This window comes from Aeromonas sp. L_1B5_3 (genome assembly GCF_963866575.1).
Lineage (GTDB): Bacteria > Pseudomonadota > Gammaproteobacteria > Enterobacterales > Aeromonadaceae > Aeromonas > Aeromonas jandaei.
The window spans coordinates 42,129-66,460 of sequence record NZ_CAWMDN010000001.1 but is presented as its reverse complement, the minus strand read 5'-3'; the positions used below and the strand labels follow the sequence as shown (position 1 = coordinate 66,460).

21 protein-coding genes are annotated in these 24,332 nt (G+C 57.2%); 4 read left to right on the top strand and 17 right to left on the bottom strand.

Translation table 11 applies throughout. The features are described 5' to 3' along the window. Positions 1 to 15 precede the first annotated feature (15 nt). The 14 genes from lpxB to rpsB form a co-directional block, all read right to left on the bottom strand. Complete coding sequence (gene lpxB, locus AACR93_RS00340; RefSeq protein WP_043849328.1) at positions 16 to 1,155, bottom strand: lipid-A-disaccharide synthase; 1,140 nt, start codon at positions 1,153 to 1,155, stop codon at positions 16 to 18. After that, positions 1,148 to 1,939: an acyl-ACP--UDP-N-acetylglucosamine O-acyltransferase gene (gene lpxA, locus AACR93_RS00335; RefSeq protein ID WP_042030265.1), complete on the bottom strand. Its 792-nt coding sequence runs from the start codon at positions 1,937 to 1,939 to the stop codon at positions 1,148 to 1,150. Before lpxA ends, lpxB begins: the two co-directional genes overlap by 8 nt. 5 nt (positions 1,940 to 1,944) lie before the next feature. Further along, on the bottom strand, positions 1,945 to 2,406 hold the full coding sequence (gene fabZ, locus AACR93_RS00330) for a 3-hydroxyacyl-ACP dehydratase FabZ (protein WP_005338559.1): 462 nt from the start codon (positions 2,404 to 2,406) through the stop codon (positions 1,945 to 1,947). Positions 2,407 to 2,430: 24 nt separating this feature from the next. Beyond that, positions 2,431 to 3,450, bottom strand: a complete 1,020-nt coding sequence (lpxD, locus tag AACR93_RS00325; RefSeq protein WP_005343790.1) for a UDP-3-O-(3-hydroxymyristoyl)glucosamine N-acyltransferase — start codon at positions 3,448 to 3,450, stop codon at positions 2,431 to 2,433. A gap of 3 nt (positions 3,451 to 3,453) precedes the next feature. Beyond that, positions 3,454 to 3,966 carry an OmpH family outer membrane protein gene (locus tag AACR93_RS00320; RefSeq protein ID WP_033116088.1) on the bottom strand — a complete coding sequence of 171 codons (513 nt, stop codon included), beginning with the start codon at positions 3,964 to 3,966 and terminating at the stop codon, positions 3,454 to 3,456. Positions 3,967 to 4,115: 149 nt separating this feature from the next. Next, the gene (bamA, locus tag AACR93_RS00315) at positions 4,116 to 6,647 is read right to left on the bottom strand and encodes an outer membrane protein assembly factor BamA (protein WP_043849327.1); all 2,532 of its coding nucleotides are present in this window, start codon (positions 6,645 to 6,647) and stop codon (positions 4,116 to 4,118) included. Between the two features lie 34 nt (positions 6,648 to 6,681). Then, positions 6,682 to 8,034: a sigma E protease regulator RseP gene (rseP, locus tag AACR93_RS00310; protein ID WP_043849326.1), complete on the bottom strand. Its 1,353-nt coding sequence runs from the start codon at positions 8,032 to 8,034 to the stop codon at positions 6,682 to 6,684. After that, complete coding sequence (ispC, locus tag AACR93_RS00305; RefSeq protein ID WP_043849325.1) at positions 8,034 to 9,230, bottom strand: 1-deoxy-D-xylulose-5-phosphate reductoisomerase; 1,197 nt, start codon at positions 9,228 to 9,230, stop codon at positions 8,034 to 8,036. Before ispC ends, rseP begins: the two co-directional genes overlap by 1 nt. After that, positions 9,230 to 10,087 carry a phosphatidate cytidylyltransferase gene (locus AACR93_RS00300; RefSeq protein WP_043849324.1) on the bottom strand — a complete coding sequence of 286 codons (858 nt, stop codon included), beginning with the start codon at positions 10,085 to 10,087 and terminating at the stop codon, positions 9,230 to 9,232. Before AACR93_RS00300 ends, ispC begins: the two co-directional genes overlap by 1 nt. Before the next feature lie 27 nt (positions 10,088 to 10,114). Further along, a complete protein-coding gene (uppS, locus tag AACR93_RS00295; protein ID WP_043849323.1) occupies positions 10,115 to 10,891 on the bottom strand; it encodes a polyprenyl diphosphate synthase in 777 nt (258 codons plus the stop codon). A gap of 72 nt (positions 10,892 to 10,963) precedes the next feature. Next, positions 10,964 to 11,521 carry a ribosome recycling factor gene (gene frr / locus AACR93_RS00290; RefSeq protein WP_041208078.1) on the bottom strand — a complete coding sequence of 186 codons (558 nt, stop codon included), beginning with the start codon at positions 11,519 to 11,521 and terminating at the stop codon, positions 10,964 to 10,966. A gap of 48 nt (positions 11,522 to 11,569) precedes the next feature. Then, a complete protein-coding gene (gene pyrH, locus AACR93_RS00285; RefSeq protein ID WP_041208077.1) occupies positions 11,570 to 12,304 on the bottom strand; it encodes a UMP kinase in 735 nt (244 codons plus the stop codon). Between the two features lie 71 nt (positions 12,305 to 12,375). Continuing rightward, positions 12,376 to 13,257 carry a translation elongation factor Ts gene (tsf, locus tag AACR93_RS00280; protein ID WP_041208076.1) on the bottom strand — a complete coding sequence of 294 codons (882 nt, stop codon included), beginning with the start codon at positions 13,255 to 13,257 and terminating at the stop codon, positions 12,376 to 12,378. Positions 13,258 to 13,361: 104 nt separating this feature from the next. After that, entirely contained in the window at positions 13,362 to 14,090 is a 729-nt protein-coding gene (rpsB, locus tag AACR93_RS00275) for a 30S ribosomal protein S2 (RefSeq protein ID WP_005303470.1), read from the bottom strand. Between the two features lie 371 nt (positions 14,091 to 14,461). On the opposite strand from rpsB, the gene map reads away from it, so the two are divergent. The 4 genes from map to AACR93_RS00255 all read left to right on the top strand — a co-directional run bounded on the left by map (position 14,462) and on the right by AACR93_RS00255 (position 19,485). Continuing rightward, a complete protein-coding gene (gene map / locus AACR93_RS00270; protein WP_043849322.1) occupies positions 14,462 to 15,250 on the top strand; it encodes a type I methionyl aminopeptidase in 789 nt (262 codons plus the stop codon). Positions 15,251 to 15,336: 86 nt separating this feature from the next. After that, positions 15,337 to 17,973 carry a bifunctional uridylyltransferase/uridylyl-removing protein GlnD gene (gene glnD / locus AACR93_RS00265; RefSeq protein WP_043849321.1) on the top strand — a complete coding sequence of 879 codons (2,637 nt, stop codon included), beginning with the start codon at positions 15,337 to 15,339 and terminating at the stop codon, positions 17,971 to 17,973. Positions 17,974 to 18,146: 173 nt separating this feature from the next. After that, complete coding sequence (gene dapD / locus AACR93_RS00260) at positions 18,147 to 18,974, top strand: 2,3,4,5-tetrahydropyridine-2,6-dicarboxylate N-succinyltransferase (RefSeq protein WP_033116099.1); 828 nt, start codon at positions 18,147 to 18,149, stop codon at positions 18,972 to 18,974. 127 nt (positions 18,975 to 19,101) lie between these two features. Further along, the gene (locus AACR93_RS00255; protein WP_043849320.1) at positions 19,102 to 19,485 is read left to right on the top strand and encodes a DUF3461 family protein; all 384 of its coding nucleotides are present in this window, start codon (positions 19,102 to 19,104) and stop codon (positions 19,483 to 19,485) included. A gap of 172 nt (positions 19,486 to 19,657) precedes the next feature. Here AACR93_RS00255 and ptsG read toward each other — a convergent pair whose 3' ends face one another. The 3 genes from ptsG to AACR93_RS00240 form a co-directional block, all read right to left on the bottom strand. After that, entirely contained in the window at positions 19,658 to 21,088 is a 1,431-nt protein-coding gene (gene ptsG, locus AACR93_RS00250; protein ID WP_041208073.1) for a PTS glucose transporter subunit IIBC, read from the bottom strand. A 420-nt stretch (positions 21,089 to 21,508) separates the two neighbouring features. After that, positions 21,509 to 22,504, bottom strand: coding sequence for a MalM family protein (locus AACR93_RS00245; RefSeq protein WP_156152830.1), 996 nt, complete (start codon positions 22,502 to 22,504; stop codon positions 21,509 to 21,511). 77 nt (positions 22,505 to 22,581) lie between these two features. After that, the gene (locus tag AACR93_RS00240) at positions 22,582 to 23,832 is read right to left on the bottom strand and encodes a maltoporin (protein ID WP_043849319.1); all 1,251 of its coding nucleotides are present in this window, start codon (positions 23,830 to 23,832) and stop codon (positions 22,582 to 22,584) included. Positions 23,833 to 24,332: the final 500 nt, after the last annotated feature.

The following is a 24,332-nucleotide window of genomic DNA, read 5'->3' as shown; positions in this document are numbered from 1 at the left end:
TCGAACCTACCGCTGCTACCTGCCGAGCAGCTCGGCTACCGCCTCGGCAGCCTGCAGATCGGCGTTGCAGCGAATGAGTTGATGGAGCTCGGTGAAGGTGTTGACCAGCGCACTGTTGTCGTGCTCGAAATATTTGCTCACCTCTTCCACCAGATTCTCCGGGGTGCACTCGTGCTGGATGAGTTCAGGCACCAGCATGCGCCCGGCCAGCAGGTTGGGCAGGGAAACAAATTCGGTCTTCACCAGCCGCTGGGCCAGCCAGTAGCTGAAGGGCTTGAGCTTGTAACCCACCACCATCGGCTTTTTCACCAGCATGGCTTCGAGCGCCGCCGTACCGGAAGCGAGCATCACCACGTCGGCGGCGATCATCGCCTCGCGTCCCTGCCCTTCCAGCAGCACCATCTCGAGATCCGGCGCCACTTCGGCCTTGATGGCCATGAATTGCTCACGCCGTTTCTGGTTGACCAGCGGCACGATGAAGCCGAGATCCGGATAGCGCACCGTCAGGTGTTTGCACGCTTCGAGAAACAGAGGGGACATAAAGCCCACTTCCGCCGTGCGGCTGCCCGGCAGTACCGCCAACCAGCGGCGGTTGGCATCGATCCCGAGATTACGACGCACGGCAGCCTGATCCGGCACCAGCGGAATGTCATCCGCCATGGTGTGGCCGACAAAACGGCAAGGGGCCTCGAAACGGTCGTAGAAAGCTTTCTCGAACGGCAGGAAGGCAAGCACCATGTCGGTGGCGGCCTTGATCTTGTGAATGCGGTTCTGACGCCATGCCCACACCGAGGGGCTGACATAGTGAACCGTCTTGATACCGGCGCGGCGCAGTTTCAGCTCCACCCCGATATTGAAATCCGGTGCATCCACACCGATGAAGATATCGGGTGGATTGGCGATGAAGTGGCGCAGCAGTTCGCGACGAACCTTGAAGATACGCGGCAGACGCCCCAGCACCTCGGTGATCCCCATGACGGAGAGCTCTTCCATCTCGAACAGGGCCTTGACGCCCAGAGCCTGCATGCGCGGCCCGGCGATCCCTTCGAACTGCGCGTCCGGGTAGCGGACTTGGAGCTCGCGCACCAGACCGGCAGCCAGAATGTCGCCGGAGACCTCTCCGGCGACGATACCGATACGAACCGGATCAGGCACGGATGATCCCGCGCTCGTTGTCTTTGAGGAAGTCCACATAGAGCTGGACGGCCGGCTCGGCTTGCGCCATCTCGATCAGCACCGGCAGCACCTCTTCGATGGTCTTGCCAGAGCGGAAGATCTCTTTGTAGGCACGCTTGACGGCGGAGATAGCCTCGGCGCTGAAACCGCGGCGACGCAGACCTTCGGAGTTTACCCCGAACGGCTTGGCGTAGTTGCCTGCTGCCATCACGTAGGGCGGCACATCCTTGTTCAGGGCGGCACAGCCACCGACGAAGGCGTGGGAACCGACACGGCCAAACTGGTGAATGGCAGAGAGACCACCGAAGATCACGAAATCGCCGATCACCACGTGGCCCGCCAGGGTCGCGTTGTTGGCGAAAATGCAGTTGTCACCGATGATGCAGTCGTGGGCAACGTGAACGTTGACCATGAACAGGTTGCCGCTACCGACCTTGGTCAGGCTCTGATCCTGGATGGTGCCGCGGTGCACGGTGCAGTTCTCGCGAAAGACGTTGTTGTCGCCAATCTCGAGGAAGGTGCGCTCACCGGCGTACTTCTTGTCCTGGCAATCCTCACCGATGGAGGTGTGCTGGAAGATCTTGTTGCCGCGACCAATCTTGGTCGGGCCCTTGATCACCACGTGGGAGCCCACCCAGGTGTTGTCGCCGATTTCTACCTCGGCGCCGATGACAGAAAAGGGGCCGATTTCAACCCCTTTACCGATCACGGCAGACTCATGGACGATAGCAGTATCGTGAATGGTGGCAGTCTGGTCGATCACGTGTGTTAAACCTCGCGTTTGGCGCACATCAGCTCGGCGGTACAGACCACTTCACCGTCGACGGTGGCGACACCGGTGAACTTGGCAATACCGCGACGCTCTTTCAGGAACTCCACGTCGAGCACCAGCTGGTCACCGGGGCCGACTGGACGCTTGAAGCGAGCGTTGTCGATTGAGGCAAAGTAATAGAGTTCATTGGGGGACGGCTTGCCCACCATGGTAAAGGCCAGGATACCGGTGGCCTGCGCCATCGCTTCCAGGATCAGTACGCCCGGGAACACCGGCTTGGCCGGGAAGTGTCCCTGGAAGATCGGCTCGTTGAAGGAGACGTTCTTGATGGCGCGCAGGGTTTTACGCTCATCGCTGATCTCGTAGTCGTCTACACGATCCACCATCAGGAACGGATAACGGTGGGGCAGCAGATCCATGATTTCCTGGATGCCCAGGCTCTTCTTTTCAGTAGTCAAAACAGTACCCTATACCAATCGTGATTATTCTTGATCCAGCTTCTTCTCAAGCTTGCTTAACCGCTTGTGCATCTCTTCGATACGCATCACCCGGGCGGCGGTCTTGCGCCACTCTTTATTGGTTTGCAGAGGGATGCCGGAAGAGTAGACACCGGGCTCGGTAATGGGTCGCATCACCATGGCCATACCGGTGACGGTGGCCTGGTCGCAGATCTCCATATGCCCGTTAAAGACGGAAGCGCCGCCAATGATACAGTATTTGCCGACCTTGAGACTACCTGCCATCACGGTGGAGCCCGCCACGGCGGTGCCGTAGCCGATCTCGACGTTGTGGGCGATCTGGCACTGGTTGTCGATGATAACGTTGTCAGCGATGCGGGTATCTTCCAGCGCACCGCGGTCGATGGTGGTGCAGGCACCGATCTCGACCCGGTTGCCAATGGTCACGCCGCCGAGCTGGGGGATCTTGATCCACTCGCCACGCTCGTTGGCATAACCGAAACCATCGGCACCGATCACTGTGCCGGATTGAACCAGACAGTCGGTACCCATGGTTACATTGTGATAGAGGGTGACGTTGGCCCACAGCCGGGAGCGAGCTCCCAGCCGGGTATTCTTGCCAACGAAACAACCCGGGCCAATACGGACATCGTCACCCAGCACGACGCCGGATTCGATCACTGCATTGGCACCGATGGCCACTCTCTCGCCCAGCTGGACGTCGGCCGCGATGACGGCACTCGGATGGATATCCATGGCCGGCTGCGGGGTGGTGTCCAGCAGTTGGGCTACCCGGGCAAAACCCACGTAGGGATCCTTGAGCACCAGCGCATTGGTAGGACAGAAAGGGAGATCCGCCTCAGTGATGAGCACGGCAGTCGCCTTGCTCTGCTCCAGATAAGAGCGGTACTTCTTGTTGGACAGGAAGGTAATCTCACCCTCCCCGGCCTTTTCCAGTGTCGCTACCTTGCGGATTTCCAGGGTTCCGTCGCCATGGACCTGGGCCCCCAGTTGCTGGGCCAGCTGTGCGAGAGTAAATGCCATCAATTAGTTGCTCTTGCTTACCTGAGAAATAACCTGGCCGGAGATGTCCAGCTTGCTGGCGGCATACGGGGCGGCGTTACGCTCCAGCACCAGATCGTAACCATTGCTCTTGGCGATGGAGTCGATGGCAGCTTGCACCTTGGTCAGGATCTTGTTGCGCTCTTCAGACTGACGACGGCCGTTGTCCTGCTCGAATGCCTGGCGCTTCTGGTTGAACTCCATCTGCAGCTTGGCCAGCTTCTCCTGGCTCTGCTTCTTCTGCTCGGCGCTCATGAAGGCTTCATCCTTGCGGAACTTCTCGACCAGCTTCTGGCCTTCCTGTTCCAGCTTCTGCAGCTCGCGCATGCGCGGCTCGAATTCGCCTTTCAGCTTGGCGGCAACGGCTTCACGCTGGGGCAGCTTTTGGAAAACTTCGCCCATGTCGACCACGGCAATCTTGGTCTCAGCGAAGGCAGAACCCATGCCGGCAGCCATCAGTGCAAAGCTCAAACCAGCTACTTTCAACGCTTTATTCACACTTACTCCTTGTTCCCTCATGGCGAGGGCTACCTGATTTACCCGATTATGCAAGCGGCATTGACACCGTCTTGTTACCTGGTGAGGCACGCAAGCTGCGCGTCCCATCATTGAATACCCCCACCGCATGGGTGGGGGTGAAACACTCATCAGAAGGTACGGCCGATGTTGAACGAGAAGAACTCGGTACGGTCACCCTCATATTTCTTGATCGGCTTGGCCAGTGCGAATACCAGCGGGCCCATCGGCGAGAGCCACTGCAGGGAGACACCGGCAGAGACCCGGATATTGCCCGGATTGGAGTAGTCCTGGCTCAAGTAGTTGCAATCCGAGCCTGCAGCGCAGGGGTAGGCACCATTGGCAAAATCGGTGCTCCAGACAGTACCGGCATCGATAAAGGCGGTAGAGCGGATCTGCGGACGGTAGGTCTCGGAGACGAACGGGGTCGGGAAGACCAGTTCGAACGAGGCCACCGCCAGTGCATTGCCACCGACCGAGGTGTCGGAACCTTCGTAATACCCGGTCTCACACGGCTGATTGCCGGTACAGGTTCCGGTACCCGGCTTGTTATAGGTCTTGTAGATCGCCTTGGGACCAATGGTATTGCTCTTGAAGCCACGCACCGTATCGAAACCACCGGCGTAGTAGTTTTCGAAGAAGGGGAGCATGGAGTCATTGCCATAGCCATTGCCGTAGGAGACGCGCCCCTTGCCGATCACTACCCAGCTGTGATCCGCATCGAGCGGGAAGTAGTGGGCATCTTCGGCAGAGAGCTTGTAGTACTGCAGCTCCATGCCCGGCACGGTCACCTTGGCGTTTAAACGCTGGCGATCACCGGCGGTCGGGAACATCCCCTTGTTCAGGGTGGAGCGGGTCCAGCCAGCGGTCACATCGACGGTCACGAAGTCGAGGTTGGAGCCATCCTGCGAGTAGAGGTTCCAGAACTGATCCATCTGCACCGACTGGCGGTTGTCGTTCCACTGATCCCAGCAGTAGGTGTTGCCATCGGTATCGGGGTTGTCTTTCAGACACTCCTGATAGTTCTGGGCATTGAATGACGGACGGCTCAGCTTGGTGCTCTCGACACCGGTACTGAAGTCGAGACGGTTGAACTCGTTGACCGGGAAGCCGCTGGAGAGACGGAAACCGATGGTTTCGTTTTCGTAATCAACGATATCCGCATCATCGGCACGGAACTGGTTATAGTAGACACGGCCACCCAGGCTGACGCCATCGACGGTGAAATAGGGGTCGTTGTAGCTCAGGTCAACGTTCTTGGAGTAGTCGTTGGTGCTGGCATTGATGGCAACTTTCTTGCCGGTTCCCATGAAGTTGTCCTGGGAGATCCCCGCCTGCAGGCTCAGGCCCGATTCGGTACCGTAACCCACACCCGCGTTGATGGAGCCGGCCGGCTGCTCTTTGACCTTGAAGTCGAGATCGACCAGATCCTCGTTGCCCGGCACCCGCTTGGTGTCCACTTCCACGCTCTCGAAGTAGCCGAGGCGGTTGAGGCGGCTCTTGGACTGCTCGATGTTGTCGGAAGAGAGCCAGGTCCCCTCCATCTGGCGCATCTCGCGGCGCAGCACCTGATCTTCGGTGGTGGCGTTGCCGGTGAAGTTGATGTTGCGCACATAGACGCGCGGACCCGGCTCAACGTTGACGATGAGCTCGACTTCCTTGGTCTTGTCGTTGATCTGCGGGAAAGTGACCACTTTCGGATAGGCGTAACCATAACGACCGAGGAACTTGGAAAGCACCTCTTCGGTGTGGGTGACCTGGCTTGCAGAGTAGGTGCTGCCCGCTTCGATGGGGACCAGCCCCTTCATCTCGCCGCCGCGATCGATCAGATCGCCCTTCAGCTGGACGCCGGAGACCTTGTACTGATCCCCTTCCTTGATATTGAGGGTGACGTAAACGCCCTTCTTGTCCGGGGTCATGGAGACCTGGGTGGACTCCTGCTGGAAACGGATATAACCGCGGTCCATGTAGTAGGAGCGCAGGGTTTCGATATCACCGGCCAGCTTCTGCTTCTGATAACGCTGATCCGCGGTGAAGTTCCACCAGGGCACTTCGTCACGCAGGGAGAGCTGGGCAATCAGCTTGTCTTCCGGGAAGACGCTGTTGCCGACGATGTTGATCTGCTGAATCTTGGCAGCCTGACCTTCGACGAAGGTGAACTTCAGGTCTACCCGGTTGCGCGGCAGCGGGGTGACGATAGCCTTGACCTTGGCGGAGTACTTGCCCACGCCATAGTAGAAATCTTCCAACCCTTTTTCGAGGGAGGTAAGCACGGTGCGATCCAGCGGGTCGCCGACACGGATGCCGGAGGACTCCAGACTCTGGGTCAGCTGCTCCTCTTTGATATCCTTGTTGCCGGAGAACTCGATGCTGGAGATGGTCGGACGCTCCTTGACCATCACCTGCAGCACCTGACCATCGCGGTAGACCTTCACATCCTCGAAGTTGCCCGAGGAGTAGAGCTTCTTGATGGCATTCGCCAATGCGACGGAGTCGACAGAGTCGCCAACCCGGATCGGCAGGTTCAACAGTGCCGCACCCAGGGTCACCCGTTGCAAACCTTCGACCTGGATATCTTGCACCACAAAAGAGGCAGGGGCCGCCTGGGCCAGGAAACTGGCGCCCAGCAGGCAACTCAACACCAATGCTTTTTTAACAGCCATTTTGTTCTTATGTGTCCTTGTTGATGCTCTGGCCTCAGAGGCGAGCGAAATCGTTAAACAGCGCAATGCCCATCAATAACATCAGAATGGCGGCACCGATCCTGAAACCCACTTCCTGAATTCTCTCCGACACCGGTTTGCCAGTGACCGCTTCGATTAGGAAATAGACCAGATGGCCACCATCGAGCACCGGCAGGGGGAACAGGTTGATAATCCCCAGGTTGACGCTGATCAGCGCCAGAAAACTCAAGAAATAGACCAGACCGTAGTCGGCACTGCTGCCCGCCCCCTTGGCAATGGAGATGGGGCCGCTCAGGTTATCCAGCGACACTATGCCAGCAACCAGCTTGCCGATCATGTCAAAGGTGAGCGTGATCAGGCTCCAGGTCTTCTGAGCTCCCTGCCACAGGGCCTGCAAAGGGCCATACTGTAACAGAATTCGGTATTCATCCGGTAATGGAACCAGTTGCGGCGAGAGACCGACAAAACCAACCAGTTTGCCCTGCACCTTTCTGGTATCCGGGGTCAGGGTCACATCAAGGTCGCTGTTGTTGCGCTCGACCACCACCTGCAACGGTTCGCCCGGTGCGCGCTGCACCAGCTCGACGAACTGGGCCCACTCGGTGATCTCCTGCTCGCCGACCCGCTTGATGCGATCGCCAACCTGCAAACCCGCCTTTTCACTGGCACTCTTGGCTACCACGGCCGACACCACTGGCAATACCTTGCCACCAAGGGGGACAATCCCCAAGCTGCCGATCGGGGATTCCCGGTCTGGATCAAACTTCCAGCTATCCAGCGACAGATTCTTGTCGGTGGCATAGCTGGTCTGGGGGGCTTTCACCTTGAGGGTGACCGACTGATCGCCCAGATGGCTCAGCAGGGCGTAAGTGACGCTCTCCCAGTCGCCGGTCTGCTCATCACCCACCCCGACAATCTCCATGCCCGGCAGGATACCCGCCTCGGCCACGATGGAAGCAGGGCGCACCTCGCCAATCACCGGTTTTACCGCCGGTACGCCGATCATGAACATCAGCCAGAGGGCAAACAGGGCAAAGACGAAGTTGGCCATGGGGCCAGCCGCAACGATGGCCATCCGGGCCCATACCGACTTGTGGTTGAAGGCATACTGCTCGTCACCGGGTTTGAGCTCATCCACCCGGCCATCGAGCATCTTGACGTAACCACCCAGCGGGATCAGGGCCAGCATGTATTCGGTGCCGTCCTTGCCAAGGCGACGCCAGATCGCCTTGCCAAAACCGATGGAGAAACGCTCAACCTTTACCCCGCAACGGCGGGCAACCCAGAAGTGGCCAAACTCGTGCACTGCGACCAACAGGCCAAGGGCAACGACAAAGGCACCGATATTCCACAACACACCGCCCATCAGCCAAGCTCCTCAATCAGGTGGCGGGCACGGGCACGCGCAACGCCATCCAGGGCAAACAGATCGTCGAGGGAGCTCACGGCACAGCTCTCCAGCGCCAGCATTACCGCCTCGTTGATCCGGGCAATATCCATAAAGCCAATCCGCTCGGCCAGGAAGGCGGCAACCGCCTCTTCATTGGCCGCATTGAGCGCAGTGGTTGCTGCCTGCCCCTTGTGGCAGGCATTGATGGCCAGCGCCAGGCAGGGATAGCGATCGTAATCAGGCCGGATAAAGCTGAACTCTCCGACACTGAAGAAATCCAAAGGTTCCACGCTGGAAGGGATGCGATTGGGATAGGCCAGCGCGTGGGCGATAGGAGTGCACATATCGGGGTTGCCGAGCTGGGCCAGAACGGAGCCATCCTTGTACTGCACCATGGAGTGGATCACCGACTGCGGGTGGATTACCACCTGGATCTGCTCGGGCGCCGCATTGAACAGCCAGCGCGCCTCGATATACTCCAGCCCCTTGTTCATCATGGTGGCGGAGTCGACCGAAATCTTGGCCCCCATCGACCAGTTGGGGTGAGCGATGGCTTGTGCCGGCGTGACATGGGCCAGCTCGCCAACCTCGGTATAACGGAACGGGCCACCGGAACCGGTCAGCAGGATCTTGCTGATCCCCGCCGCCGCCAGATCGCAGAAACCGGGTTGGCGCTGCACCTCGGTCGGCAGGCACTGGAAGATGGCATTGTGTTCGCTGTCGATGGGCAGCAGCTCGGCACCATGCTCACGCACAGCCTCCATGAAGAAGGCACCGGACATCACCAGCGCCTCCTTGTTGGCCAGCAGAATGCGCTTGCCGGCACGTACCGCAGCCATAGTGGGGGCGAGTCCGGCCGCACCGACGATGGCCGCCATTACGCTGTGAGCATCGGGGTGTGCGGCTACGTCGCACAGGGCGGCGGCACCAGACATGACCCGAGTCGCACTGCCGTGCACTTGCAGACGAGCAGCCAGCTCACGGGCTGCCTCCTCATCGACCATCACGGCAAAACGGGGGGAGAATTCGAGACAATCCCGCAACATGGCATCCACGTTGCGGGCGGCGGTCAACGCCAATACTTGCCAGCTGCCCGGGTTGTGGCGCAGCACCTTCAGGGTACTCTGACCAATGGAGCCGGACGCTCCCAGAATAACCAGAGACTTGTGCATCAAAACTCCTGGCTGAGTAGCAGATAGCTGAGCAGGAACACCGGCAGGGCGGCAGTCAGGCTATCTATCCGGTCGAGGATGCCACCATGGCCCGGCAGCAGAGAGCCGGAATCCTTGATACCGGCTTCACGCTTGAACATGCTCTCGGTCAGATCGCCGAGTACCGAGGCGAGCACCGCCAGCAGCGAGCAGAACAGCACGATCCCCATCTTGGCGGGCACAAAGCCCATGAACCAGGTCACCCCTACCGCCAGCATGCTGGCAGTAAAGAGGCCGCCACACATCCCTTCGATGGTTTTACCCGGGCTCACGGCCGGTGCCAGCTTGTGTTTGCCGAACGCCTTGCCGAAAAAATACGCGCCAGAATCTGCCGCCCAGACCAGTCCCATGACAAACAGCAGGATCCAGGCCCCCATCATAGGGTCGTGATAAAAGTTGTAACCACGGATGGCCACCAGTGACCAGAAGAAGGGAACCAGAGTCACCAGACCAAACAGGGACTTGAGCCAGACCGACTCTTTCCACAGCTTGGCGCTTTGCGGATAGCGCAGCACCAGCAGCAAGCCGAGCAGCCACCAGCTGACGGCGGTCCAGAGTACGCCCATCACCAGCGGGTGCAGATGGGGAGTCCAGAGCTGCTCCACCGGCAACCAGAACAGGCTGGCCCCGAGCAACAGGCAGAATACGATGGGTAACCATTGTTGCGGGGCGGCAGAGACAAAGCCGCTCCATTCACGGCTGGCCAGCAAAAAGACCAGCGCTGCCAACAGGGCAAAAAACTTCAATGGCAGAAAGAAAAGCGCCCCCAACACCAGGGGGATCAACATCAAAGCAGTAATAATTCGTTGTTTTAGCAAAAGAAACCTCTCTCTTGGGAGCGGGGTTTAGCCGGTCTGCTGCTCGGCGATCAATTCCCGGATCTGTTCACCCGTGCAGCCGAAGCGGCGTTCGCGGGCAACAAAGGAGGCAACGGCCTCACTGAACTCGGCCTCGTTGAAATCGGGCCACAATACCGGGGTAAAGTAGAGCTCGGCATAGGCGAGCTGCCATAAAACAAAATTGCTGATGCGATGGTCACCACCGGTACGGATCAGAAGATCCACCGGGGGCAGATCGGCCATGCATACCTCGCGGCCAAGCATGGACTCATCAATCTGGTCGGCTGACAATTGACCGGCCGCCACGGCAGTGGCCAGCTTGCGGGCCGCCTGGGCGATATCCCACTGGCCGCCATAGTTGGCCGCAATGTTCAGGGTCAAACCCTTGTTGTTGGCGGTCAGCGCTTCCGCCTTGGCGATCTTGGCCTGCAGCCGCTCGCTGAAGCGGGCGGTATCGCCGATCACCTTGAGCCGGATGCCGTTGCTGTGAAGCTTGCTCACCTCACGGCCCAGCACGGTAATGAAGAGCTCCATCAAGGCACTGACCTCCCCTTCCGGGCGACGCCAGTTCTCGCTGGAGAAGGCGAACAGGGTCAATGCTTCGATCTTGGCCCGGGCGGCAAAGGTCACCGCCTCACGCACCGACTTGACGCCAGCCTTGTGCCCATAGACCCGCATCTTGCCACGGTTCTGGGCCCAGCGGCCGTTGCCATCCATGATGATGGCGACGTGACGGGGCAAAGAGGTGTTGGCGCAATCACCCAACGCAGCCAAAAGCGACATGGTTTTCTCCCACAAAGACAAAAGCGCCGTGCAGGGGCACTACACGGCGCTCGTAATATACCTTTCAGGCGCTTAGATTTCCATTAGCTCCTTCTCCTTTGCAGCAAGGGCCTCATCGACCAGCTTGATGTAGGAGTCGGTCAGTTTCTGGATCTCTTCCTGGGCGCGACGGTCGTCGTCTTCGGAGATCTCTTTGTCCTTCAGCAGCGCTTTCAGATCGGCGTTGGCATCGCGACGGATGTTGCGCACGGCAACACGGGCGTTTTCCGCTTCACCACGAACAACCTTGGTCAGGTCGCGGCGACGCTCTTCGGTCAGCGGCGGCAGCGGCACACGCAGGCTCTGGCCGTTGCTGGAGGGGTTCAGGCCCAGATCGGAAGTCAGGATCGCTTTCTCTACCGCCTGGATCATGGAGCGGTCAAATACGGAGATGGAGAGGGTGCGAGAGTCTTCGGCTACCACGTTGGCCAGCTGCTTCAGCGGAGTGGCCGCACCGTAGTACTCAACCTGGATACCGTCGAGCAGGCTCGGGTGAGCACGGCCGGTACGGATCTTGGACATCTGGGTCTTGAGTGACTCGACACTCTTGCCCATGCGCTCCTTGGCGTCGTTTTTAATCTCGTTGATCACAGCGGTTTTCCTTTTGGCGAACGAGCCGCCACGCGGCTCGCATCTATCTTATTTGCTGACGTGATGGATCAGGGTACCTTCCGGCTCACCCATGATAACCCGGCGCAGAGCACCCGGTTTGTTCATGTTGAACACGCGGATCGGCAGATCATGGTCACGTGCCAGAGTAAAGGCAGCAAGATCCATCACCTTGAGCTCTTTTTCAAGAACTTCATCATAACTCAATTCATGGTACAGCACGGCATCCGGATTCTTGACCGGATCTTCGTTGTATACACCATCGACCTTGGTGGCTTTCAGCACCACGTCGGCTTCGATTTCGATCCCGCGCAGACAGGCCGCAGAATCGGTAGTAAAGAAGGGGTTGCCAGTACCGGCAGAGAAGATCACCACTTTGCCTGCACGCAGCTGGCTGATGGCTTCGGCCCAGACGTAGGAGTCACAGATCCCCTGCAGGGAGATGGCAGACATCAGACGGGCATTCACATAAGCACGATGCAGGGCATCACGCATGGCCAGACCGTTCATCACGGTTGCCAGCATACCCATGTGGTCGCCCACCACGCGGTTCATACCCGCTTTGGCAAGACCGGCACCACGGAACAGGTTGCCGCCACCGATGACCAGACCGACCTGAACACCCAACTCAACCAGCTCCTTGATCTCTTGGGCCATCCGATCCAGCACCGCCGGATCAATGCCGAAACCCTCGGCGCCTTGCAGGGCTTCACCACTCAACTTCAGAAGAACACGTCTGTATGCAGGTTTGGGATTGGTACTCATGTCACTGATTCCTGGTCATATAAAGACCGCGACATAAGTCGCGGTCTGGGGAAACGGAAAAACCGGTTCGATTAAGCCTTCTGAGCGGCCGCGATTTGAGCTGCAACTTCAGCAGCGAAATCGGTCTCTTGCTTCTCGATGCCTTCGCCCACTTCGAAACGGGTGAAGGAGACAACGTCAGCGCCTTCTTTCTTCAGCAGCTCGGCAACGGTCATGGAAGGATCTTTCACGAACGGCTGACCAGTCAGGGAAACCTCACCGGTGAACTTCTTCATGCGGCCTTCAACCATCTTCTCGGCGATCTCTTTCGGCTTGCCGGAGTTGATGGCGATGTCGATCTGGATTTCGCGCTCTTTGGCAACGACGTCAGCGGAAACATCTTCCGGCTTGACGAATTGCGGGCTGTTGGCAGCTACGTGCATGGCCAGATCTTTGGCCAGCTCGTCGGTACCGCCAGTCAGCTTGGTGATAACACCGATGCGGGAACCGTGAACGTAGGTACCCAGGTTGTCACCTTCAACCAGCATCACGCGACGCAGGTTCATGTTCTCACCGATCTTGGCGATCAGGTTGGTGATGGTCAGCTCTACGGACTCACCGTTGCCGAAGTCAGCGGCTTTCAGCGCGTCAACGTCAGCAATCTTCTGGGTAGCAGCGATCTCGACGATCTTCTGACCCATGGCCAGGAAGCCGGCATCCTTGGAAACGAAGTCAGTCTCGCAGTTCAGCTCGATCATGACGGCAACGTTGCCTTCGGTACGGGCGAAGATCACACCTTCAGCGGCGATACGGCCAGCTTTCTTGGCGGCTTTGGCCTGACCGGATTTGCGCATGTTCTCAATTGCCAGCTCGATATCACCAGCAGCTTCTTCCAGTGCTTTTTTGCAATCCATCATGCCAGCGGCGGTGCGCTCGCGCAGTTCTTTTACCAGGGCGGCAGAAATGTTTGCCATGTCCAGTATCCTCGGTCTTGAATTGACAAGAAACAGGGGCCACAAGGGCCCCTGCTAACCAATTACATCAGCTTGGTTAATAAGGGCTTTGCAGTCCTTATCAATTACTCAGCTTCAACGAAGCCATCTTGTTCAGCTTGAACAACGATGTCCTGAGCGCGAGCTTCCAGTACGGTGTCAGCAGCAGCATTCAGGTACAGCTGAACAGCACGGATAGCGTCGTCGTTACCCGGGATGACGTAATCAACGCCGTCCGGGTTGGAGTTGGTATCAACGATGGAAACTACCGGGATACCCAGGTTGTTGGCTTCTTTGATAGCGATGTGCTCGTGGTCGGCATCGACAACGAACAGAACGTCAGGCAGGCCGCCCATGTTCTTGATACCACCCAGGCTCTTCTCCAGCTTTTCCATTTCGCGAGTACGCATCAGCGCCTCTTTCTTGGTCAGCTTGTCGAAGGTACCGTCTTGGCTCTGGGTTTCCAGATCTTTCAGGCGCTTGATGGACTGACGAACGGTTTTCCAGTTGGTCAGCATGCCGCCCAGCCAGCGGTGGTTAACATAGAACTGGTCGCAACGCTCAGCGGCTTCTTTTACGGCTTCAGACGCGGCACGCTTGGTACCTACGAACAGTACCTTGCCTTTCTTGGCAGCTACGGAGCTGATGAAGTTCATGGCATCGTCAAACATCGGAACGGTTTTTTCCAGGTTGATGATGTGAACTTTGCTGCGAGCACCGAAGATGTAGGATTTCATTTTCGGGTTCCAGTAACGAGTCTGGTGACCGAAGTGAACGCCGGCTTGCAGCATGTCGCGCATAGAAACTTTAGCCATTTTATACCTCTGTATTGGGGTTAGGCCTCCACACATCCCATATAACCGACCCGTTAAGGCACCCCGGCATATGTGTCGATGTGTGTGTGTTGTTTAAGTAAGGGTGATGAAATCGGGACGCAAGTTCCCCATTCCGGCGCGCTTTATATCATAACTTTGGCCACGACACCACCGGAGCGAGGCTAAACGAGCGCTAAATATGGATCCCGTCAACGGAGGTTGCGACTGCCATTTGACGTTGTGATGACAATCACACTGGAAGTACGAAGGGGTTGCGGATAAAATTTTGGCCTGATTGCAAACGCATCTATTTTTCATTACCTGTCCAGCCTGCCCTCGCAGGCCCGGTGGCAGGCCGCAAGAGAGATCCCATGTCCATTAAAATCAAGACACCGGAAGAGATTGAAAAGATGCGCGTTGCCGGCCAATTGGCCGCCGATGTGCTGGTCATGATTGCGCCCCATGTCAAAGCAGGCGTCACCACTGACGAACTGAACACCCTTTGCCACAACTACATCGTTGATGTGCAGCAGGCTATCCCGGCTCCGCTCAACTACCACGGCTTCCCTAAATCCATCTGCACCTCGGTGAACGATGTGATCTGCCACGGCATCCCGAACCACAAGAAGCTGCGTGATGGCGACATCATCAACCTCGACATCACCGTCATCAAGGATGGCTACCACGGCGACACCTCCGCCATGTTCATCGTGGGCGAGACCACCCCGCTGCGTCGTCAGCTCTGCAAGATTGCGCAAGAGAGCCTCTACGCCGCCATCAAGAAGGTGCGCCCGGGTGCCTGCATCACCGAGATCGGCGCCGTGATCCAGCCCATCGTCGAGAAGGCAGGGTTCTCCGTGGTGCGTGACTACTGTGGCCACGGCATCGGTGCCGAATTCCACGAAGAGCCGCAGATCCTCCACTACCGCAACAGCGGCAAGCTGGAGCTGAAAGCGGGCATGTGCTTCACCATCGAGCCGATGGTCAACAGCAAGAAGTACCACTGCAAAGTCAATCCGAAGGATGGCTGGACCGTCACAACCAAGGATGGCGGCGACTCCGCCCAGTGGGAACACACCCTGCTGGTAACCGAGGATGGCTGCGAAGTGCTGACCCTGCGTCCCGACGACACTATCGACCGCTTCATCAAACACAGCTAACATCGAACCCCGGCCCTTTAGCGAAAAGCGCCGGGGTTTTTACTGCCCGTTTCAGCCATATGCCTGCCACTTGTGTGTGAGATGCCATGGACGCCAGCCTGCTTTCCCCCCACCTGTTACCCGACGACCAGCTCACCCGCGACAACTGCAAAGAGTACCTGAGCCGCTTTCTCGGCTGGCTGCACGCCCGCTTCGATGCCGGTGACAACATTATCGAGCTGGTTGCCACCCGCTCCGAATATATGGATCAACTGCTCTGCCGCCTCTGGCAGAAGTTTGGTTTCGACAAGAGCGACCTCACCCTCATCGCGGTGGGGGGTTATGGCCGTGGCGAGCTGCACCCCCACTCCGACATCGACCTGCTGATCCTCTATGACGGCGACGAGCTGGACGAGGTGCTGGGGCTGCGCATTGGCGAGTTCATCACCCTGTTGTGGGATCTCAAGCTGGAGGTGGGTCAGGCGGTGCGCAACGTGGCTGAGTGCATCGAGCAGGGCAAGGCCGACATCACGGTGGCAACCAACCTCATCGAGGCGCGCTACATCACCGGTCGCAAGGAGGGTTTCCGGCAACTCAAGGAGGCGACTGGCCCCCAGCACTTCTGGCCGAGCGAAGCCTTCTTTCGTGCCAAGCGCCAGGAGCAGGCGGAGCGGCACCAGCAGTTTCTCGGTACCGCCTACAAGCTGGAGCCGGATCTCAAGTGCAATCCGGGCGGCCTGCGCGACATCCAGACCCTCGCCTGGGTCGCCCGTCGCCACTTCGGTGCCACCACCCTGTTCGAGATGACCAGTCACGGCTTCCTCAACCGCGCCGAGTACCGCGAGCTGCTCGACTGCCAGAATTTCCTCTGGAAGGTACGCTTTGCCCTGCACATGGCCATCAACAAAGGCGACAACCGCCTGCTGTTCGACCGCCAGCGCACCGTGGCCCAGATGCTGGGCTTCGAGGGGGAAGGCAACGCGCCGATCGAGCAGATGATGAAGCGCTTCTACCAGACGGTGCGGCGGGTCGCCGAGCTCAACGAGATGCTGCTGCAGCTATTTGACGAGGCAATCCTTGGCAACAGCGCCATGGATGTGCGCCGCCTCTCCGACGAGTTCCAGCTCCGTGGCCGCCTCATCGATGCAGTAGATGCCGAGCTGTTCGCCCGCGAGCCTGCCGCTATCCTGCGCCTCTTCTACCAGATGGCCCAGCATCCCGAGATTGCCGGTATCCACTCCGCCACCCTGCGCCAGCTGCGCGAAGCGCGGCGAAAGCTCAACTGCTGGCTGCAGGATCTGCCGGAGTGCCGTCGCCTGTTCATGGCGCTGCTGCGCCACCCCAACGGTATCGCCCTGCCGATGAGCCTGATGCACAAGTACGGCATTCTGGCGGCTTACCTGCCGCAGTGGAACCTCATCGTCGGCCAGATGCAGTTCGACATGTTCCACGCCTACACGGTGGATGAGCACACCCATCGGCTGCTCAAGAACATTCACGGCTTTCCCAACCCGGCCAACCGCCAGAGTCACCCGCTCTGCCACGAGGTGTTCACCCGGTTGCGCAAACCGGAGCTGCTCAGCATCGCCGCCCTGTTCCACGATATCGCCAAGGGGCGGCGCGGCGATCACTCCGAACTTGGCGCCGTCGATGCGCTGGAGTTCTGCCAGCTGCACGGCCTCGATCGCTACGAGAGCCGGCTGGTCGCCTGGCTGGTGCGCCACCATCTGCTGATGTCGGTCACCGCCCAGCGCCGCGATATCTATGACCCCGAAGTGGTCACCGACTTTGCCCAGAAGGTGCGCGACGAGCAGCATCTCGACCTGCTCTACTGCCTCACCGTGGCCGATATCTGTGCCACCAACGACACCCTGTGGAACGACTGGAAGGGCACCCTGCTGCGCGAGCTCTACTTCGCGACCCAGAAGGCGCTGCGCCAGGGGCTGGAGAACCCGCCCGACATGCGGCTGCGCATTCGCGAAAACCAGCGTCAGGCCAAGCAACTGCTGGCACAGCGCGACGTGCCGGAAGAGGCGATCAACCAGCTCTGGGGCGACTTCAAGGCTGATTACTTCCTGCGTCACAGCCCGGAACAGATCGCCTGGCACTGCCGCCACATCATCGAGCATGGCGACAACCCGGCGCCGTTGGTGCTGATCGGCAAACACCCGACCCGCGGTGGCAGCGAGGTGTTCATCTACTGCCGCGACACGCCGAACCTGTTTGCGACCGTCGCCTCGGCACTGGATCAGAAGAACCTCAACATTCACGATGCCCAGATCATGAACTCGCGCAGTAACTTCGTGCTCGATACCTTTGTGGTGCTGGAACCCAACGGCGAACCCATCAGCCCCAACCGCACAGCCACCATCAAGAAAGCGCTGGAGAAGGCGCTGCAGGAGCCGGGCAAGCTGGTGCTGCGCAACAAGCCACTGTCACGGCGCCACCGCCAGTTCAGTGTGTCGACCCGGGTCGTTTTCCTGCCGCACAAGGGGGAGAGCCGCCACACCCTGATGGAGCTGACCGCCCTCGATACTCCCGGCCTGCTGGCGCGGATCGGCGCGGTATTCCAGCAGTGCGGCCTGTCGCTGCACGCCGCCAAGATCGCCACCTTCGGCGAGCGGGTCGAGGACTTTTTCAGTCTGACCAGCCTCGATGGCGAGCCATTGACACCGGAGCAACAACTGCAGCTGGAAGAGCGGCTGGTGCATCAGCTCAATCCGCAGCAATTTGCCATGGAGTGAGTGCAATCTGATTCGAAAGAGGCTGTTTTCACCTCCGTTTTCCCATACCAAACAAATGGTTGGCTGGGAAATATGAAAGAAATGGTCGCTGGCCGGAAGAATTCCGGTCAGCCACTTAAAAACAGTCGGAAAAGTGTGATACAACAAACAGAATTTTTTAAAGGAAACCTGTCATGACCGAGTTGCAACAGATCATTGAAGCGGCCTTCGAGCGCCGCGACACCATTACCCCGAGCACTGTGGACAGCGCTACCAAATCCGCCATCCTGCAGGTCATCGAGCTGCTGGACTCCGGCAAGGCCCGGGTTGCCGAGAAGATCGCCGGTGAGTGGGTTGTTCATCAGTGGCTGAAGAAGGCGGTACTGCTCTCGTTCCGTATCAACGACAACGGCATCATCAAGGGCGACGACGCCCAGTACTACGACAAGGTTCCCCTCAAGTTCTCCAACTACACCGAAGAGCAGTTCAAGGCTGCCGGTGTACGTGTGGTGCCGCCGGCGACCGCCCGCAAAGGCTCCTTTATCGCCCCCAACACCGTGCTGATGCCCTCCTACGTCAACATCGGCGCCTACGTTGACGAAGGCACCATGGTCGACACCTGGGCGACCGTCGGTTCCTGCGCCCAGATCGGCAAGAACGTGCACCTCTCCGGCGGCGTCGGCATCGGCGGCGTACTGGAGCCACTGCAGGCCAACCCGACCATCATCGAAGACAACTGCTTTATCGGTGCCCGCTCCGAAGTGGTTGAAGGGGTGATCGTCGAGGAAGGTTCCGTCATCTCCATGGGCGTCTTCATCGGCCAGTCCACCCGCATCTATGACCGCGAAACCGGCGAAATCCACTACGGCCGCGTACCGGCTGGCTCCGTGGTCGTCTCCGGCTCCCTGCCCTCCAAGTGCGGCAAATACAGCCTCTACGCTGCCGTGATCGTCAAAAAGGTGGATGCCAAGACCCGCGCCAAGGTCGGCATCAACGCCCTGCTGCGCTCCATCGACGAGTAAGCCGTTTTACCGTGATTTAAAGGGCGCCTGATGGCGCCCTTTTGATTTTGGCGCCGCTGTCACAGGCAAGCAGCACAAGCTCGGTTAAGATAGATGGGACAGGATCGTTTCAAACCGAGGAAGCCTGATGTACGAGAATCTCAAGAGCCTGGGGATCCAGGATCCCGCCTCCGTCGACAGCTACACCCTGCGCCAGGAGGCCAACCACGACATCCTCAAGATCTACTTCAAGAAGCAGAAGGGCGAGTTCTTCGCCAAGAGTGTCAAATTCAAATACCCGCGCCAGCGCAAAACCATGCTGGTTGACTCGGGCACCCATGAGTACAAGGATGTCACCGAGATCAACGCCAACCTGAAATACGTGGTGGACGAGCTCGACAATCTGACCCAGGGCGTTCATGTTCATGCCGACCCCGATATCAAGCAGAAGATCCTGCGCGATCTGCGTCATCTGGAGAAGGTGGTACAGAACAAGATCAGCGAGATTGAGCGAGATCTGGAGAAACTCTAACCCTTCCCCGTCTTGCTTAAAGAGCGCCCGATGTGGCGCTCTTTTTATTGCCGCGTACCTGCAATACCGGTCAAGTGCTTCATGACAGACTCCGTCCCAGTCACCAAACAGCACAAAAAGAAGAGGGAGGCTTGCGCCTCCCTCTTCCGGAACCTGATGTCAGGCAACTGAATTAGTTGCTCTTCATCCAGATATCCATGTCGGTTTTCAGGTTGTCGGACTTGGTACCGAAGATGGCTTGTACGCCGGAACCAGCCACTACCACACCGGCAGCACCCAGTTTCTTCAGACCCGCCTGGTCAACCTTGGCTACATCTTTCACGCCAACACGCAGACGGGTGATGCAGGCATCCAGAGAAGCGATGTTCTCTTTGCCACCGAAGGCAGCAACCAGAGCAGCGGACATTTCGTCTTTACCTTGGCCAACTGTGGACTCGGTGCTCTCGTCTTCACGACCCGGAGTTTTCAGGTTCATGGCACGGATAACGAAGCTGAATACCACGTAGTAGATGGCAGCGTATACCAGACCCAGACCAACCAGCAGCATCATGTGGCTGGCGCGCGGGGACTGAACAACGAAGTCGATGAAACCGTTGGAGAAGGTGTGACCGTGTACGATACCCAGGGTGTTGGTCAGTACGTAAGCCAGACCAGCCAGTACAGCGTGGATGGCGTACAGTACCGGAGCAACGAACAGGAAGGAGAACTCGATCGGCTCGGTAATACCGGTCAGGAAAGAGGTCAGGGCTGCAGAGGCCATGATACCTACTACCTTGGCACGGTTTTCCGGCTTGGCGGCGTGAGCGATGGCAAACGCAGCAGCAGGCAGACCGAACATTTTGAACAGGTAGCCACCAGCCAGCTGACCGAAGCCGTTACCGGCAGCGCGGGAGGCGTCATCAGCGGTCAGGAAGCAGGTCATGATGCCGTGAACAGTTTCACCGGCACCGTTGACGCAGGTACCAGCCTGATAGAAGAACGGTACGTTCCAGATGTGGTGCAGACCGAACGGGATCAGAGAACGCTCAACCACACCGTAGATACCGAAGGCCAGTACCGGGTTCTGGTTGGCAGCCCAGTCAGAGAAGGCACCGATAGCGCCACCTACAGGCGGCCAAATGACGGAGAGGATGACACCCAGACCGATAGAGAGGAAACCGGTGATGATGGGTACGGCACGTTTGCCGGCGAAGAAACCCAGATACTCGGGCAACTGGATTTTGTAGAAGCGGTTGAAGGCCCAGGCAGCGATACCACCGGCCAGGATACCACCCAGCACACCGGTCTCGATGCTTTCAACACCCATGACAGGTGCCATTACCTTCAGAGTGGCGACCATTATGCCGTAGCCAACGATGGCAGACAGGCCGGATACACCGTCGTTATTGGTAAAGCCAAGGGCGACACCCACTGCGAACAGCAGGGCCATCTGGCCAAATACGGAACCACCGGCCTGTTCCATCAACTGGGAAACAATTTCCGGCAGCCAGCTGAAGTGGGCAGCACCCACCCCCAACAGAATACCTGCGACTGGCAGGACTGATACTGGCAGCATCAGCGCCTTACCAACCTTTTGCAGATTAGCGAAAGCATTTTTCAACATTGTGTGCGCTCCTGAATGGATTGTCGTCCCTGAACGATTTATTAGGATGAACCAACGACTCTTCATCGAAATATTATCGAATGGGGTTTGCTTATTTTGACCATCAGAATATAACCCAGCAGGTCGTAAATTTCTGCTTTCGATGGGAGTGGAATATTGATTTTGGAGGGAAGATCACAACTTGTTCTGGAGGGAGAATTACACATATTTTTAGAATGCAATTCTGCACACTCACTCTATTACACCTAAATATAAATTACAGTTTCGCATTGTATTTTTATCATTCCAAACAATGCACACCGAAACAATATGTAACCAAACGTAACAAGCTTATTCTCTATTATTACAGTCTACCGATTAAAAAGGCCTCCAACAAGGGAGGCCTTAATAAATATAGTGATCACTCAAATTTGCTTGAGCTTATTTTTGCGAGCGCTTCACCGCATCGACAAATACCTGTTTCGCTTTGGTCGAACCGGCACGTTCGGCTTCATTGACCAGCTGCATCGCCTTGTCGATATCGCCCGCTTTCACCGCCTTCTCGATCTGGGATTGATAGAAGGCTTCGGTTTCACTCAGCATGGCAGGAGCAGGTTTGGCAGGGACAGCTGCACTCGTTGCAACAGCAGCGGCTGTTGCTGCAGGAACAACCAGCTTGTTCGGGGTCGGATCGACGATCGGTGTGTTGGCATTGATCGCGTCTTGGTAAACCGGTTTGTAGAAGTTATCACCCAGCTTGGTGGAACTCATGTCTTCCACATCAATGCTAACCACACCCCAGGCAGAGTGAGGGATGAGCGGGTCCTTGGCGCCATAATCCTGAACACTCAATGACTTGGCCATCATCTTGGAGGGGCTCATCGCTTGGGTGGTTTGGCTCAAAGTTGCCTGAGTGGTGTAAATCACCATGTAGGTTTCGTTGTTCGGGTTGCCAACATAGGAGCGGTCAATGGTAAAGACGCCCTCTACCCGATCACCATCCAGCAGCCTGGCCGGCTTATAGGTAATGATGTCGGAACCGATAGTACGAGTCGGTTTGAACTGGGAGTCCAGCATCAATACGGTGGGGTTGAACAGGGTCTTGTCGATCAGACCTGCAACGGTAATTTTGAGATCGCCGGAATTGGTCGGCAGCTTGAACGCTGCGTAATAGCTCTTGCCTTCCGGGAAGTTGAACGCCGGAGAGCTGCCATCAATGGCAATCAATTTTTTCTGCTCAGCGGCCAACGGCTGATACCGCAACTCACTGATACTAGAGCAACATACTGTGGCTGTGCCGAGTTGCTGCAGTGCGCTGGCACGGCTATCGAGGATACTCTTGTACTCCTGGGTGGGAGCCACAGTAGCCTCAAGAGACGCACACGCCGTCATCAGAGTGGAACACAAAATCGTCAACGCTACCTTGCTATATTTCATCTGCATACCCTACACGCCATCTTGAAAAAAAGAGCCCCCGACAAGCGGGGGCGACTTGATATCAGGTGATGGTGAGATTACCACCAAGCTTCAGCTTGTACACCGAAGTTCCAAGCATTGTCCTGTTTAACACCGTTGCTGTCGGCACGGAAAGCACCATCCTGATCCACGTAAGAGGCGAATACACGGATTTCCGGACGAGCCCAGAAGCTGGAGCCAGCAGACCAGGCTTGTGCGATGGTATACTTGCTACCTTCAGTGGACTTATCGGCTTTATTGGTAACCTTCTCGTTATCCTTGAAGTAACCCAGCTCGACGATGGTCTTCATTACGTCGTTCCACTTGTACATCGGACGAGCAACGATGGAGAAGGTATCTACATCCTTGGTGTCTTTTTCCAGACCGTTTGCCTGTGCGTAGATGATCTGGTGACCAAACTCGACCTTGTCACCTACCGGCAGTACACCCCAGTTGATCAGACGGAAACCGTCACCGCTTTCTGCATTGGCCTGCAGACCACTGCCTGAACCACCTTGGTAGTTAACACCTTGAGCAGCCAGACCATCCTTGAAGTACTGAGCGACAGTCTTGTTAAAACCGCCCAGCATGGATTGGGTCAGCTCAGCAGTCACCATGTGGCCATCTTTCAGATCCGGATATTTCAGTTTCTGCTGATCAGTCGGGTTGGAGCTGGCAAAGTCATAACCCAGTTCCAGAGAGGCGTCTGTCCAGAGCGGGATACCGGCATAACGGATGTCAAAAACGTTAGTATCCAGAGTCTTGGAATCGTCTTTACCACCATCGTAAGCATCCCACGGGTCGTTACGAAGCACAGCCACAGAGAGCTTGCCCGGACCAGCTTCGATATTTTCTACACCGGCACCGGCACCGGAGACATCCCAGTAGTAGGTATCGGAAATATGGATGTCATGACGCTGGTAGTAGCGCTTACCGGCCCACAGGGTCTCGTTACCGCCAAACATGTTCTTGGCTTGAACGTTGAACTGACGCAGAGCGAAGGTAGCATCGCCATCTTTGCCGTCGCCTTCCCAGTCACGCTTCTGACCAGAGGTCATGGCAAACATGGAGTCGACATAGAAAGTCTGGTTGTTCTTGTTGTAAACCTCTTGGCCCAACTGAACTTCACCATAAGTTTCGTTCTCGTTACCCAGACGACCAACTTTTTGCTTGCTGATGGTCTGCATTTCACCGTTGTCGGAAACACCGACACCGGAACGGAAGTAACCGTGGAAATCTACGGCAAAGGCGGCTTGGGAAGCCAGGGCGGCAGTAACAGCTGCAGCAATCGGGAGCCACTTCATTTTCATTGTCATATTCCTTATTTCCCGCTGTGAGGAGTGTGATCCTGAATATTTATCACCGGGCAATCCTGCTGGTGATAACCGAGGTCGATTATAGGGAGCACATATCGCGACAAATATGAACCGACTCACAAAATGGCGACAAATCGCTCGGCAAACGATCGCCTCACACCAATGACGCAAAAAAGCCAAAGACAACGCAATAACTAACCAATAACATCAAAAATGAAGCGATCAAGATCAACCTGAAACCGCTCTCATTGATTAATTTGCGACGAGATGAAAGTGAATATTTGATCACTCATTGGCAAAAACATGACTGAAATCGCTTTCATGATTGAACTTTTATTTGCCTGATATGTCTTGCTGCCTTTTGGAACAGCACAAACAAGAAAACGGTGTCAGTGAGAAATATGTCGTTATTATCAGTGCGGATATTTGATGGACATGGTGAGAATGACGCACAAATAATAATCCCCTGCCGAACCGGACAGGGGACTTATATG